This is a genomic window from Desulfobacula toluolica Tol2 (genome assembly GCF_000307105.1).
In the GTDB taxonomy this organism is placed as follows: domain Bacteria; phylum Desulfobacterota; class Desulfobacteria; order Desulfobacterales; family Desulfobacteraceae; genus Desulfobacula; species Desulfobacula toluolica.
This window is the reverse complement of the sequence record NC_018645.1, coordinates 1,908,102-1,922,514: the sequence shown is the minus strand read 5'-3', so window position 1 is coordinate 1,922,514 and position 14,413 is coordinate 1,908,102. Positions and strand designations below refer to the sequence as shown.

Sequence of the window (14,413 nt, the reverse complement as noted above, 5' to 3'; positions counted from 1 at the left end):
TTTTTTGCATTGTTTTAGACAATTTCCTTTAATGCCTGTGCCTGATTGTGTGTTTTAAGTTCATCAATAATTTCCTGAATACTGCCTTCCATAATGCTGTCCAATTTATAAAGCGTCAGACCTATTCTATGGTCTGTCATCCTGCCCTGAGGAAAATTATAGGTTCTTATCCTGCCGCTGCGATCACCTGAACCGACTTGTCCTTTTCTATCAGCCGCCCGCTTACCCTCTTCTTCTCTTACCTTGGCATCAAGAATACGGGACTTGAGAACATTCATGGCCTTGACCTTATTTTTGTGTTGGGATTTCTCATCCTGACAGGTGGCCACCACACCAGTAGGCAGATGGGTAATCCTCACCGCAGAATCCGTGGTGTTGACCGACTGTCCGCCAGGACCTGAAGACCGAAACACATCAACTTTCAGATCGGCAGGATTAATATCAATATCAATATCTTCAGCCTCAGGAAGAACGGCCACAGTCACAGCAGACGTATGTACCCGGCCCTGGGTTTCCGTCTCAGGTACTCGCTGGACACGATGAGTACCGCTTTCATATTTAAAACTGCTGAAAGCACCTTTACCCTTCACCAGAGCGACAACTTCTTTGAACCCGCCCGAACCGGAGACATTTTTCTCGATAATTTCCATGGCCCAGTTTTTGGATTCAACATACCTTGAATACATTCTGAACAAGTCACCCGCAAAAATACCCGCCTCTTCTCCTCCGGTTCCAGCCCGAATTTCAAGAATGACATTTTTACTGTCCCTGGGATCCTTGGGCATCAAAAGAAGATTGATCTGAGAGTGTGCCGCACCTATTCTTGCCTCAAGATCCGGAACTTCTTCTTTTGCCATGGCCCTTATCTCAGAATCATCATCCTTTAAAAGCTCCTTTGCCTCTTTCAGTTCTTCCAAAAGCCCTTCATATTCTCTGAACAACGGAACAATCTTATTAAGCTCCCCATGTTCTATCAAATACTCCTGATATTTTTTCTGGTCACTAATAACGGCCGGATCACTCAAAAGATGCTCAAGTTTAACAAACCTTTCTTCTATGCCTCTTAATTTCTCTATCATAATTTTAAAAACTCAAAGGGTTTTAAAAAATCAAAAGGGGTACTTTTTATCAAGTCCCCTTTTTGATTGCAGATTATCAGGATATGCTAAATAAGTTTTGTAACGTCAAACCCTGCATATTTCTTTTTAAAGCGGTCAATCCTTCCTGCAGAGTCAACCAGCTTTTGTTTTCCTGTAAAAAAAGGATGACACTTGGAACAAATTTCCACTTTAATATTTTCTTTTGTTGACCCGACTTCAAATTTTGCACCACAAGCACAGGAGGCTGTTGATTGTGTGTATTTTGGATGTATGTCTTTTTTCATTTCTCTTTAAACTCCTTACCACGCCTTATTTCAGGCATTCATTTAATTCTCACTCTATGAATTCATCAATTCAAGAAACTCTTTATTATCCTTTGTTCCTTCCATTTTTTCAAGTAAAAACTGCATACTGTCAACAGAATTTAAACTGGACAACAATTTTCTTAAAATCCAAACCCTATTTAAAACCATTGGATCAAGCAGTAATTCTTCTTTTCTCGTCCCGGATTTATTCATGTCAATGGCAGGAAAAACTCTTTTATCAGCAAGCTTTCGATCCAACACAAGCTCCATGTTTCCCGTACCCTTAAACTCTTCAAATATGACTTCATCCATACGACTGCCGGTATCCACCAAAGCTGTTGCGATAATAGTCAAACTGCCGCCTTCTTCGATATTTCTTGCAGCCCCGAAAAATCTTTTGGGCCTGTCAAGGGCGTTTGAATCAACACCGCCGGACAAAATTTTACCTGATGGCGGCATTACTGAGTTATATGCCCGGGCAAGCCTTGTAATGCTGTCAAGCAAAATCACAACGTCATGGCCCTGCTCTACAATTCTTTTGGCTTTTTCAATAACCATCTCCGCCACCTGAACATGTCGTTCCGAAGGTTCATCAAAGGTTGAACTGACGACTTCCGCATCAACGGAACGTGCCATATCCGTAACTTCTTCCGGGCGTTCATCAATCAGCACAATCATCGGAATGATATCTTTATGGGCCTTGATCATGCTGTTGGCAATATTCTGCAGCAACATTGTCTTTCCAGCTTTTGGCGGTGATACAATCAATCCGCGCTGACCAAAGCCGATTGGGCACATCATATCAATCACACGCATGGAATAATTATCTGATTCAGCCTCAAGATTCATTTTCCGATCAGGATAAAGAGGCAATAAATTATCAAAAAGAATGGTTTCCGCAGCCAGTTCTGGATTTTGAAAATTAACGGCTTCCACTTTCAACAATGCAAAATACCGTTCGGAATCTTTAGGTTGCCGAACCTGACCGGAAATAGTATCACCGGTCCTCAAATTAAACCGCCTTATTTGGGAAGGAGAAACATAAATATCATCCGGACCGGGAAGATAGTTATATCCGGGAGCCCTTAAAAAACCAAAACCATCAGGGAGAATTTCCAGTGTTCCTTCACCATAAATCTGACCGCTTTCTTCAATGTTTGCCTGAAGCAAAGCAAATATCAATTCCTGCTTTTTAAGCCCGCCAATCCCCTGGATTTTGTAGTCCTTAGCAAGCTTTGAAAGCTCACTAATCTTCATCTTATTTAATTTTACAAGGTTCATTCCCTCTCCCAAATTTTTGTTTATTATCTTTTACAGGCTAAGATTGTATAAAAGTTGTAATTGAAGTGCGCCTTTTTGAAGTCTGAAAGCCAAAAATGACATGGAAAAAACAGACAGATGGTTGAAATTAAGTTTCCTAAAATTTAACTATTAAGGCAAAAAACTCATGTTGTCAAGAATTCTTTTTGAATTTCTTCAAAGAGATTATCAACAGATTCAAAGAGTTCGGAGCTTGTTCCTTTGTTTATGATAACATAATCCGCCTTGACCGTTTTTTCTTCCTGAGGCATCTGAAGATCAAGCATTTTTTGAGCATCTTTCAATGTCACCTTATCCCTATCTGAAATTCTTTTCACAAGGTCCGGATCATTTGCCGTGACAACAATTGTAACATCAAATTGTTTCTCCATACCCAATTCAAACAACAACGGCACTTCAACTGCAACCGCTTTTTTATCAGTATATGCAGCATTTTTCATCTGGGCAACCATTTCTTTAATGATTTGGGGATGCAAAATATCCTCCATTTTTTTTCGCATCTTTGGATCATTCACAATTATATTTCGCAGCCTTGGTCTGTCTAAAGAGCCGTCTTTTAAAACTATTTCTTGACCAAACAATTGTGTTATTTTTGTAAACCCTTGCATCCCAGGCTCAACAACCTGCCTTGCAATCACATCACAATCCAAAGTGACCAAGCCGATTTCTTTAAACCGCCGACACACAAGACTTTTTCCGGAGCCTGCCGACCCTGTAACCGCAATCCTTAAAATTTTCATATAAATTTAAAACCAAATATAGGGAAAAATGAGTTTTGAGCAGTGCTTGAACATTATTTGAGCAGTGAAAATTAAATTATCAGTTCTGCTTTTCTCATAACCCGCTACCCATAATTCACCACTCGCCTTTGTTGACTATAATACGGTTTTGTGGTAGTTTTCAAGCCTATTTTTATAATAATAATTGAAAGGATTTTAGATTTTGGAAAGAACATTATCAATAATCAAACCCGATGGGGTTGCCAAAAACGTAATTGGTGAAGTAATTAAAAGGTTTGAAACTGCTGGCATAAAAATTGCTGCTATGAAAATGATTCAGCTCACAAAAGTACAGGCCCAAGGATTTTATGCTGTTCATAAAGAACGCCCTTTTTTTGGCAGTCTGACGGATTTCATGACTTCAGGGCCGATTGTTGTTATGGTTCTTGAAGGAGAAGATGTGATTGCAAAAAACAGAAAACTCATGGGTGCTACCAATTTTGAAGAAGCAGAAGAAGGCACCATCAGAAAAGATTATGCAACAGACATAGAAAAAAATGTTGTCCATGGTTCTGATGCGCCTGAAACTGCCGCCTTTGAAATCGGATATTTTTTCAATGACCTTGAGATCCAGAAAAGATAACCCGGCATTGATATAATGTCTATCTGCGTAAAAGCATAGCCGCAGTCCGTATTTTAATTTTAAGGCTGCGGTTTTTTATCAGGCGACCAGAACACTTTCAGTATCAGCACCCCCACCCTCCTCACAAAACAATCAGTGATACAGCTTTAACCCCTTTTTTTTCTTACAAATCCTTCAAATTCGTCATGTACGATATCATCATCTTCAACATTAGCCTTAACAAGCAAAAATCAAAGATTTTTTCTTATTTTTTGCCAAAACGACACTAAAATCTTTAAATAAAAACCTGGTAGAATCTAAAGATAAATATCCGACCCGATTTGCCCATTGAACATTTCATAATCCGTCTTTCCCGGCATATAAGCATTAATATCAATATTAGCCTGCTTGAATCCTATGGCTCGAAATTTCTTTGATATCTTCTGTCGAATAAGCACATTTGATATTCTGTCTATGAGGTCGGGTTCAACTTCAATACTGGCCGATTTCCCATTATATCTCACCCGCACCTGAGCAAATCCCAAATTCTGCAAAAATGCTTCTGCCTTATCCACCATAATAAGATGTCTATCTTTTATTGGTTTATGATAGGGAATCCGCGTTGCAAGACATGATTGAGAAGGCTTGTCCCAGGTTTCAAGCCCCATGTGTTTTGAAAAAAGCCTGATATCAGATTTGGTAAGCTTTGCATCGGCCAGGGGAGAAAGAAAGCCAAGCTCTCCTGCAGCCTTTAACCCCGGCCGAAACTCTTTTAGATCATCCTGGTTTACCCCATGAAGCAAAAACTCAATGCTCTGCTTTTCAGCCATCTTTTTGATCAGCGAAAACATTTGCTTTTTGCAATAGTAACAACGGTCAACCGGATTGCAAACCACATCTTTATTTTCAAGAATATCCACGTCAATACAGATATGTTCAACACCTATTGAACGGGCAATTTGCTTTGCAAAATCAATTTCCCTTTCCGGCACGAATTGTGATGACACCGTGATGGCAAGCAATTTTTGTGGAGCAATTTTTTTTGCCAATGCCAAAAGAAAGGTACTGTCAACACCGCCTGAAAACGCCACAACAAAAGCAGACAGTCTTTTTAATCTTTTTTCAATTTTCTTGATTTTATTTTGCAACCGGTTTTACTCGAATTAATGAACATAAATCTCAAATTTGGTTTCAGCATTGGTAAGGGTATCAATCCGTTTCTGATAAGCTCTTCTTTCTTTGCTGACAAGCCATTTTGACCAGTCATCAATATGCCGCCACTTGCTGACGATGAGAAACTCCCCTGTCTGGTCTACCCGTTTTAAGGTCTCAGCCCCGATATAGCCTTCCTGATTTAACGCACTACCTCTCATTTCCCGGTATAACTCTATCAGCAGGCTTTCGTTTTCAGGCACGACTTTTCTTTTGATCAATACTGTAACGGCCATCTTTACCTCCCCAATATTATGTTATTATGGAAACACACGGAACACCTGTTGTCATATATACCATTTCCACCTAATTTTAACAAACCAATCCTCAAGATAATTCTTGACTAAGCAACAAGCTTGGTATATATAAACCCAACATTAAATTTGCTGGGTGATCGTCCAACGGCAGGACTACGGACTCTGACTCCGTCAATTAAGGTTCGAATCCTTATCACCCAGCCATTAAACAGCCAAGGCTTTCAGCGTTTCCGTTGAAAGCTTTTTTTGTTTCCCGTGTAACTATAATGTTATTTTTCACACAATTTAACCGCAGCAAAACAGGGCAATACATAGTCCTTCCCTCTCTCAAAAAAAATCACACATTATTTCAAACAGACCAATTTATCCCATAATATTCATTTTTATTTTATGAGATATTTTCAGCATCTGTATGCTCCATTATTATTTTCGTTTTATATTCATTCAAAATTTGCCCCCCCCTATCGTTGCGGTGGAATTAATAATCGCTAAAAGAATCCGTTTCCATGGGAATAACATTTTCCGGGGTAATTTCTGTGCCCAACCGGACATTAGATTTTATGGCCAGGCGCTTGTTGGATTCAGCAATCAGCGCTTTTTCAGAATTTTCAGAGGCGATACCATTTGCATCAAGCATAGTGCCTTCGATATTGCGAATAGCCTGATTGAGTTGTTCTATCCCCGTAGCCTGTTCCTGGGATGAGCTTGTGATATCATTAAACATTTTTGCTACACGACCCATTTTCTCGGACATTCCTACAAATTCCGTGTTATTTGTTTCAACCAGGGCATGTCCCGATTGGATTTTTTTCACCGTCCCTTCGATGAGTTCTGCGGTACTCTTGGCAGCCTCGGCGGCCCGCAATGCCAAATTTCTTACTTCATCAGCGACCACTGCAAATCCAGCTCCGGCCTCTCCGGCACGGGCGGCTTCCACGGCGGCATTTAAAGCAAGCAAATTGGTTTGAAAAGCGATCTCATCAATTGTTTTGATAATTTTAGAAGTTTCCTCACTGGATTTAGAAATATCCTCCATGGCTTCTGTAAGACCCGCCATATTATTTTTTGCTTTACCCATTGTCCCATTTGTGTCGGACATGAGACTATCCGCATTGGTGGCCATTTCCGCCGTGCTTTTGGTCACAGAAGATAATTCCTCCAGGGATGCCGATGACTCTTCCAGGGAAGCAGCGACATTTCCTATCATGGCCTGGAGTCGATGCTCGGCGTCTATATTGGTAACAATCTCAACATGACCCATGGGATTGCCGTTACCATCCTTGATATAGGAGGTATCCACTTGCATATATGTGCTGGGTTGATCCGGGTATTCCTGATTATAATTTGTCATAGGCTGTCCATTACGCAAGCTGGCTATGCCACATTTTTCAGTACCGCATATGGCGGCTTTCCAGTTGGAACAATGTTTCCCAATACAGCTTTTTTTATCCAGGTTCTGCATAGCAAGCAGGCTTTCTGTTACTTTATTGATGAAAACCCAATTCATATCCATATCCGTAACCGTAATCGGCAATTGTACCGCATCCAGAGTTCCCTCAAGGAAAAGCATCCGCTTTTGGTGTTTTGCTGCCATACGGACTGAAATAACCCCTAAGCCAACGACAAATAAAAGGGCAGTAAAAAAATAAAGATCCCAATTGTTCCAGTGCGAAAATGAAAGTAAGATAGCAACAATAAGATAACCTAAACCGATTTTTTTTTGTAATGACATTATTTTCCTCCTTTGCTGTAAAAAAAATAAAATAATTATAAACTTTTATCAAATGAAGTCACCTCTTCCTGACTTAAAGCCCTATCGATATTTAAAAGAATCTTTACCCTCCCTTCATCTTTGCCATACCCAGGATGTAGTCGGCATTCAGCTGAGTGCCGAATGCCGGGGTGTCCTCAATCTCTTTTTCTTTGATATTTAAAACTTCTGAAATCCTCTATATTACTTTACAAATTTTGTAACTCTTTTCTCAGGTGGAAAAATTACCGATTTTCCTACCCAAGCAGGCTGAATACAAACAATTTACACCACAAGGTGGCATTAATCAATTATTTAATTATTTGATACTTCGCTCAAATTGGGATAATATTCATTTCAATTTCTTAAAAATTTGAAACGTCACAATAGTCTCTGCCAAAAAGCGAAGACTCAATATTATTGCACACAGATAACCCCCATGGATATTCAATGAAGATGACAACAGATCTTACCTACGAAGAATTAAAAAAATTCTCATAAAACCTATCGTTACAAAAGACCTCTTGTCTGCCATTCGCAATATTTTTGATAAGATTGACGAGGACATGGCACTGGTTTAGTTGAATAGGCCCTGAAATGTTGTTTGAGGTTTCAGGGTGCAGTAGTCATGTTGTCTGGTACTTTGATCTTTTATATCATTTCTTATGTGCCTGAGAGTCCTTGTTTTCAACCCTGACAGCGATTTCTTTTTTAAGATTTTTGTGTTCTTCAATTTGTTCTTTATTCGGCTTAGGGATTATTGCTGATATGGCATCTTTTTTCCACTGGTCCAGATTATGGATAAAAATACCATTTTTGCGGCACCAGGCAGTTCGTTCTTCAGTAGTCATGGAACCAGTTTTAATTATTGCTGAAATACGTTCTTCGACTGTCCAGTCTTTGGGGCGTTTTTCTTTTGATTTCAATTTTATGCTTCCATTTTGTTTGTATTCTCTTAACCATTTGCTGATTGTAGACCGGCCGACACCTAATTCTTTTGCAATTTCATGGTGGGGTTTGTTTCCCTGTAACACCTTTTTTAACACAGCTTCTTTTAATTTGGATAGGATATCCCATATTTATCACCTCAATGCCCCAAATTTAATTTTTAATTGAGGCGACATCTATCCTGACACAGGAGGATTTCGTGTATTTAAAATTTTCCAGATAATGCTGACAGGAGTTCTGATACCTTCCAAGAAAGTGTTTTTTGTCTCTGAAAATGATAATCCACAGAACATACAAAGAAGCATTTGCCGATACCCACTACAAAATATATCGTAACCATAGTCAAATCGGATATTTTCAGACGAATAATTGGGGCATTCACATGCAAACAGAGTCATAATTTACTCCTTGTCGGATCAATATTGAAGATGGTATTACCCACACTCTTCATCATGATGCATCAAGGCTATTTATTGAATATTTTCAATAATATATAATATCTATTCAACTGAACCAGTGCCGTATTTTGTCTATAATTTCAATTTAATACAATGTGATATGCTGCGGGGTGAAGACTATTGCAAAATGGCAAACGCAAGTATTGCTTTTGTTTTTGACATATGCTAACTAAAAAGAGTCAACTGAATGATTGATCGGCTGATTTTATAAAAACGGTCGGTTTTATTTATCAAAAAAATAACCTCTGCTGTAAAAGCCCAGACTAAATATGAAAAACACTATACCTGAAAAAGCGAAATTACTAGACAAACTCCGAAAAAATGGATTTAATGTCCCGGATTTTATTTATGTGCCTGCAGACAAATTCAACAGCGAAGATTTTACGCAACTGAATTCTTTTTTAGACAAACACCGTGAAAGCTATAAGGTTATTGCAAGAAGCGCCCACCCAATGGAATCAAATTATAAGGGAGGCACCTTTGATTCTCTTGAAACATATGCGGATATTGCCGGAATAAAATATGCCAGAAAGAGGATGATTAAAATAGCAGAAACGTCGAAACGACTTTCCATACAGCGACAACAGATATTTAACCATGCACCGGATATCAATATCAATGAAATGGGTGTCATTGTAATGCCCTTTATCAACGGATCCAGCGTGATGGCAAAAATGATCGTTAATCACTGGGAATTTGGTTACTGCAGGGATCGTGAGCGCAAAGTCCAAAGGGAACCTTACATCACCAAGGTGCCCCACGACCGAAAGCTTTTGCAGCTTTCAATAGACATACAAAAAAACCTGGGGTTCAGTTGCGAGATCGAATATATTGTCTCAACTGATGGAGAAATCCATGTTGTTCAGGCCAAAGACATTTCAAATATTGAGACCTTGGAAGAAAAAGAGAGTGAACGCTCCATCATGCTTGATGGTGTCAGACGCATGCGAAAACGAAAAAATTACAGAGAGCGGCCGGTTTATATAATGGATAACAAGGCCTTTTATATCAATATAATCAGCCAATGCGAAAACCTTATTCAGGTGAACAAAGGTCCAAAGCCTGATATCAACGACATCCTCGCTGGTATAAAGGCATATGAAAAGGAACTTGAATCCTTTGCCCTGAGGCACCAGCGATTTGCGGTTATTGGATTTTCCATACAGGACACAGGGGAACTTTACCAGATCGCCAACCACTATCTGGATGATTTGCCTGATCTTCAAAACACCCTGTCAAAAGCCCTGCACAACAACATTTACAAGATTGATATTTTTCTGTCTGAAGCAGACACATTGATTGCAAAAGATAAATTCAGACTCAACCTGTGCAGTCATGACGCATATGGCATTGACTCTGTTCGTAATCCCCTCTGGTCGGCATATTGGAACATTGACCGCCACGATCAGGTGGTCAAGGATTTCTTGCGTCTTGGATTTAAAACCGGCGATACCATTGCCATTGACATTGATGCTGAAGACCGTCCCATGGTTTACCGTCATTAGTCCCTCTTTAAGACTGACAAGTTCAAAAAGATTGTGGAAAATTCCAAAGATATCGTTACCACTTACTTTTTTCAATCCTTTTGGACTTTTCTTTCAAGGCAGGGATAATAATGTTATTGCTGTTATTTTGTCGGTATTTCTTGGAATCAGGTTCGGGCAAGAACCAGTGCCGTCACTTTTCCGGCCCCGTGGTTCAACAATTCCTTTGCGGCTTCATTGCAGGTTGCACCAGTGGTAAACACATCATCTATTAACAGGATATGTTTTTTATCAATAGTCGTTGGAGCAACAACCTTAAATGCATTTTTCAAATTTATTTTGCGTTGTTCCATGTCAAGTTCTGTCTGTGACGGTGTATGCTTGAACCTGACAAGCGAATTTGTATCAATCTTCCATGACGGCAGGCAATCAAAATTTTGCCGATACTGTTTTACAAAATTTCGAATCAAAAAAAATGCCTGGTTAAATCCTCTTTGTTTCAGCTTTTTTTTATGCAGCGGCACCGGCATGATCAAATCAACCCCAGCAGATTCATAATACCGCAAAAAAGCCTGAAACATCAGATGTTCAAACACTTTTGAAACCGCCAGTTTTGAATGATATTTAAAAAGCGGAACCGCATCTTTTATAATGCCTTTATATTCTGCCACCGCCCTTACCTGTTCAAGCATTAAAGGGGTTTTTAAACAAGCTTCACACAGATGATTTTCATCAAAAGTCCAGGGGAATTTAACCCCGCATTTAATACAAAAAGGTGTTTCCATGGGGTAAAATCCCTCTGCCATACACTTATCACAAAAACAGGTCTCCATTGAATACGGGTCAAACTCATCCGAATCAATATAAGCGCCACATTTTAAACACTTTAACGGATACAGCAGCTGCCCAAAAAGCCGAATGCTTTTTTTTACAACTGATATGTAATATGCTCTGGAACAGATCTTTTCACTGACCTTGAAACAGGTCTTGTAACAGATCTTGAAAATTTTAAACATATTACCTTTTCCTTGTTTTATTGAGTTTCAGGTTCGCTGGCGAAGGGCTTCAAACATGGCAATGCCGCCTGCAACAGAAGCATTCAGGGAATTTATATTTCCTTTATTGGGAATGGACAATAAAAAATCGCACTCTTTTTTCACAAGCGGCCTGATCCCTTTGTGTTCACCACCGATAACCAAGGCGATATTTCCGGCCATATCAGAACCAAACAAAGACTTATCCCCGTCGGCATCAAGACCGAATACCCATACGTTGTTTTCTTTCAAGGTTCTTAAAATGGCTGCTGTATTGGTGATCATATAAATATCGGCATGCTCCATGGCACCTGCAGAACTTCGGGAAACAGTTGAAGACGGCCCGGAAGACCGGTCTTTGGGAATCAGGATATGATCGACGCCTGCACACAGTGCAGTTCTGATCAACGCCCCTAAGTTATGGGGATCCTCAATATTTTCCAGGATCAGGATAAAACAGGATTCCTTGTTTTTACTAATTTTGGTAACCACTTCTGTGGCTTTTTTGACAGGAAAAAAAGAAGTTTTGGCAACCATACCCTGGTGCTTTGAAAAAAGGGTTATCTTGTCAAGAAGTTCAGGTTCAACCGCTTCAACAGGAATATTTTTTTCCCTGGCAAGAGCCTCAATCTTTTGAGTTCTGCCCTGAGATCTTTTTTTTGAAATCAGTATAGAATAAAATTTTCTTTTTCCAGCCTTTAAAGCCTCATAAACGGAATGAAATCCAAACAAAATATCAGTTTTATCTTTCATATTTCAAGCCATCTCTTTTTCAAAAATCAAGCAAAGCGCTTCTATGGCTTCATCAAGATCATCGTTAATTACCACATGCTGATACCGGTCTTTTTGAGCCATCTCAAACTTTGCATTTTCAAGGCGTCTGGAAATCACGTTTTTGGAATCCGTTCCCCTGCACTCAAGACGCTGAGATAAAATTTCAAAGGAAGGCGGCATAATAAATATGGTCACCGGGTCCAGGTCTGATGCCATAATCTGTCCTGCACCCTGGACATCAATATCCAGAAGAAGATTTAAGCCCTTGTCCAGAGTCTTTTTGACAATTTCCATAGATGTGCCGTAATAATTATCATGAACCTTTGCCCATTCAAGCAAGTCGCCCTGATCAATTTTTTGTTCAAATGCCTCTGTACTGATAAAGAAATAATCACGTCCGTCCTGTTCATTTTTTCTTGGATTCCGGGTAGTATGAGAAACGGAATAAGAAAGACTGTTAAACCGGTTTAATACCTGCCTGATTAATGTGGTTTTCCCGGCTCCTGATGGAGCGGAGATGACAAAAAGTTTTCCAATACCCGTCATGATTCTATTCTTCTTCCTTTTTTACCAGGGATTCGAATCGCTGAGAAACAGTCTCGGGCTGAATTGAGGACAAAATAACATGATTGCTTTCCATAATAATAATTGCCCTGGTTTTTCTGCCATGAGTCACGTCAATCAGACGTTTTTCCTCTTTGGCTTCATCCTTGACCCGTTTCATGGGAGAGGAGTTGGGAGACAAAATTGCCACGATTTTATCCGCCACAATCGTATTTCCAAACCCAATATTTAAAAGGAGCGGCTCCATTATTTAACCTTTATATTTATAGCAGTTATTCAATATTCTGTACTTGTTCCCTGATCTTTTCAAGCTCTGATTTCAGATCAACTACTTTATGGGACAAGGACGCATTTCCAGCCTTTGAGCCGATGGTGTTAAATTCCCTGTTAAATTCCTGGATTAAAAAATTAAGTTTTCTGCCGCCTGCTTCATCTGAATCCAGAATATCCCTGAATTGTTTGATATGACTGTAAAGCCGAACAATCTCTTCTGATACATCACTCTTATCAGCCAAAATGGCTGCCTCCTGAGCGATACGGACCGGATCCAGCCCTTCCGTATCAGAGGTCAGACAGGAAATTCTCTCTATGAGCCGTTGCTTATAAATCGGTGGAATTGTAGCGGCATCTGCTTCAATCAATGCTAAATTCTTTTCAATATAATCCATTCGTGCAGTCAAATCCGACAAAAGGTTTTTTCCTTCTGTTTTACGCATGATGTCCAGATGATTACTGGCCATTTCCACGGACGGTTCTATCGCATTCCAAAGATTTTTTGAATCCTGCTCCTTTTTAGAAGGGACAATAACATTACGGGCAGTCAAAATATTGTCCACAGAGATATCACCTGCAAGATTCAAATCGTGTTTTATTGTTTTTAAAGCCTGGTAATAGGATGTGGCTTTGGCCCCGTCCACCTCAAACTGATCCAGATCCTGGGCATCATCCTGAACAGACAGCCGAATCTCAATTCTTCCCCGGTCATGGGTTTTGGCAATAATTTTTTTGATACTATCTTCAAACACCTGGCAGGATTCCGGGCAATAAAATGCGATATCAAGATGTCGTGAATTATAGGACCGAATTGTAACATCGGCCGTGATGGTTCCAAATGTATGTGAACCCTGGGAAAAAGCGGTCATGCTTTTAATCATTTTTTTTTCCTTTGTCTGCCTTTAAATCCAGCAGATATTTATCCCTGACCTTTGATAAAAATAAAATCATGTTTTTTGATGCATAATCAGGATAGGTCCAGTCCAGGGTTTTAAAACCCTCTTTTTTCGAATACATCAAGGTCAAGTCTGCATAAATTTTCCGGCCGATATATATCCTGTGGGAATATTCTTTTCCCGTGGCCAGTATAAACCGCGAAGAAACAAGATATCCAGGATCAATATTCACAGCCCGCCGCCCGGAACTTGTGAATCGGGTTTCAATTTTATTGGTTTTTTCTTTGATCAGGGCCAGGTCATCCTGGGCAATCAATTGTTTAAACACAAAAACCTTTCGAAACAAAGGAGACCCCATCTCTTTGTAATAATAATCGGTATAATCAAAATCAAGCCAGCGACTGATCATGTCCACAGGTCCGAATTCCTGTTCAAGCATTGGATAAAGCGTTTCAACAGATGCTTTATCATTCATGATACAGCCGACAACCAGTTTTGCCGGGTCAGGATTTTTGGGAATACTCATCCTTTACAGCGGCTTTGCTTCATCAATGAGCATGATGGGTATATCATCTTTTATTTCGTATAAAAGTTTGCATGCATCACAGATAAGCCCGTCTTGTTTATCATTTAACCTGATTTCACCCTTGCATTTGGGGCAAACCAGTATTTCCAATAATTCTCTGGAAACAGCCAT

The 14,413-nt window shown here is 39.7% G+C and carries 17 protein-coding genes, 1 tRNA gene and 1 pseudogene; 3 read left to right on the top strand and 16 right to left on the bottom strand.

Going from position 1 to position 14,413, the window contains the following annotated elements:
• Window positions 1-14: 14 nt before the first annotated feature.
• The 4 genes from prfA to coaE all read right to left on the bottom strand — a co-directional run bounded on the left by prfA (window position 15) and on the right by coaE (window position 3,465).
• On the bottom strand, window positions 15-1,079 hold the full coding sequence (gene prfA / locus TOL2_RS08775; protein WP_014957139.1) for a peptide chain release factor 1: 1,065 nt from the start codon (window positions 1,077-1,079) through the stop codon (window positions 15-17).
• A gap of 86 nt (window positions 1,080-1,165) precedes the next feature.
• Window positions 1,166-1,384 (bottom strand): 50S ribosomal protein L31, encoded by a 219-nt coding sequence (gene rpmE / locus TOL2_RS08770; protein ID WP_014957138.1) that lies wholly within the window; start codon window positions 1,382-1,384, stop codon window positions 1,166-1,168.
• 54 nt (window positions 1,385-1,438) lie between these two features.
• On the bottom strand, window positions 1,439-2,686 hold the full coding sequence (gene rho, locus TOL2_RS08765) for a transcription termination factor Rho (RefSeq protein ID WP_014957137.1): 1,248 nt from the start codon (window positions 2,684-2,686) through the stop codon (window positions 1,439-1,441).
• 164 nt (window positions 2,687-2,850) lie between these two features.
• Complete coding sequence (coaE, locus tag TOL2_RS08760; protein ID WP_014957136.1) at window positions 2,851-3,465, bottom strand: dephospho-CoA kinase; 615 nt, start codon at window positions 3,463-3,465, stop codon at window positions 2,851-2,853.
• 202 nt (window positions 3,466-3,667) lie between these two features.
• Here coaE and ndk point away from each other — a divergent pair, with 202 nt between their 5' ends.
• Window positions 3,668-4,087, top strand: a complete 420-nt coding sequence (ndk, locus tag TOL2_RS08755) for a nucleoside-diphosphate kinase (protein WP_014957135.1) — start codon at window positions 3,668-3,670, stop codon at window positions 4,085-4,087.
• 296 nt (window positions 4,088-4,383) lie between these two features.
• On the opposite strand, the gene larE is transcribed toward ndk, so the two are convergent.
• Window positions 4,384-5,214, bottom strand: coding sequence for an ATP-dependent sacrificial sulfur transferase LarE (gene larE / locus TOL2_RS08750; RefSeq protein WP_014957134.1), 831 nt, complete (start codon window positions 5,212-5,214; stop codon window positions 4,384-4,386).
• Between the two features lie 15 nt (window positions 5,215-5,229).
• On the bottom strand, window positions 5,230-5,514 hold the full coding sequence (locus TOL2_RS08745) for an antibiotic biosynthesis monooxygenase family protein (RefSeq protein ID WP_014957133.1): 285 nt from the start codon (window positions 5,512-5,514) through the stop codon (window positions 5,230-5,232).
• Between the two features lie 151 nt (window positions 5,515-5,665).
• Between TOL2_RS08745 and TOL2_RS08740 the strand changes: the two genes are divergently transcribed.
• Window positions 5,666-5,739 (top strand) — tRNA-Gln (locus tag TOL2_RS08740).
• 274 nt (window positions 5,740-6,013) lie between these two features.
• On the opposite strand, the gene TOL2_RS08735 is transcribed toward TOL2_RS08740, so the two are convergent.
• The 3 genes and pseudogenes from TOL2_RS08735 to TOL2_RS25445 form a co-directional block, all read right to left on the bottom strand.
• Window positions 6,014-7,267, bottom strand: coding sequence for a methyl-accepting chemotaxis protein (locus tag TOL2_RS08735; protein ID WP_014957132.1), 1,254 nt, complete (start codon window positions 7,265-7,267; stop codon window positions 6,014-6,016).
• A 674-nt stretch (window positions 7,268-7,941) separates the two neighbouring features.
• Window positions 7,942-8,331 (bottom strand): helix-turn-helix domain-containing protein, encoded by a 390-nt coding sequence (locus tag TOL2_RS25965; protein WP_014957131.1) that lies wholly within the window; start codon window positions 8,329-8,331, stop codon window positions 7,942-7,944.
• A gap of 84 nt (window positions 8,332-8,415) precedes the next feature.
• Window positions 8,416-8,631: pseudogene (locus tag TOL2_RS25445) on the bottom strand (IS1-like element ISArch17 family transposase); the annotation flags it as partial.
• Between the two features lie 329 nt (window positions 8,632-8,960).
• Between TOL2_RS25445 and TOL2_RS08720 the strand changes: the two are divergent.
• Window positions 8,961-10,196, top strand: a complete 1,236-nt coding sequence (locus tag TOL2_RS08720) for a hypothetical protein (protein WP_014957129.1) — start codon at window positions 8,961-8,963, stop codon at window positions 10,194-10,196.
• A gap of 146 nt (window positions 10,197-10,342) precedes the next feature.
• Here the strand turns inward: TOL2_RS08720 and TOL2_RS08715 are convergent, their stop codons facing one another.
• From TOL2_RS08715 to TOL2_RS24085, 7 genes are read right to left on the bottom strand one after another with little or no spacing between them, the layout of a single operon-like run.
• Window positions 10,343-11,191 carry a ComF family protein gene (locus TOL2_RS08715; protein ID WP_014957128.1) on the bottom strand — a complete coding sequence of 283 codons (849 nt, stop codon included), beginning with the start codon at window positions 11,189-11,191 and terminating at the stop codon, window positions 10,343-10,345.
• A 27-nt stretch (window positions 11,192-11,218) separates the two neighbouring features.
• A complete protein-coding gene (gene rlmB, locus TOL2_RS08710; RefSeq protein ID WP_014957127.1) occupies window positions 11,219-11,962 on the bottom strand; it encodes a 23S rRNA (guanosine(2251)-2'-O)-methyltransferase RlmB in 744 nt (247 codons plus the stop codon).
• A 3-nt stretch (window positions 11,963-11,965) separates the two neighbouring features.
• Window positions 11,966-12,529 carry a guanylate kinase gene (gene gmk / locus TOL2_RS08705; protein WP_014957126.1) on the bottom strand — a complete coding sequence of 188 codons (564 nt, stop codon included), beginning with the start codon at window positions 12,527-12,529 and terminating at the stop codon, window positions 11,966-11,968.
• Between the two features lie 4 nt (window positions 12,530-12,533).
• The gene (locus tag TOL2_RS08700) at window positions 12,534-12,794 is read right to left on the bottom strand and encodes a DUF370 domain-containing protein (RefSeq protein WP_014957125.1); all 261 of its coding nucleotides are present in this window, start codon (window positions 12,792-12,794) and stop codon (window positions 12,534-12,536) included.
• Window positions 12,795-12,819: 25 nt separating this feature from the next.
• Window positions 12,820-13,701: a YicC/YloC family endoribonuclease gene (locus TOL2_RS08695; protein WP_014957124.1), complete on the bottom strand. Its 882-nt coding sequence runs from the start codon at window positions 13,699-13,701 to the stop codon at window positions 12,820-12,822.
• On the bottom strand, window positions 13,694-14,242 hold the full coding sequence (locus TOL2_RS08690) for a DUF4416 family protein (RefSeq protein WP_014957123.1): 549 nt from the start codon (window positions 14,240-14,242) through the stop codon (window positions 13,694-13,696). Before TOL2_RS08690 ends, TOL2_RS08695 begins: the two co-directional genes overlap by 8 nt.
• A 3-nt stretch (window positions 14,243-14,245) precedes the next feature.
• The gene (locus TOL2_RS24085) at window positions 14,246-14,413 is read right to left on the bottom strand and encodes a Trm112 family protein (protein WP_014957122.1); all 168 of its coding nucleotides are present in this window, start codon (window positions 14,411-14,413) and stop codon (window positions 14,246-14,248) included.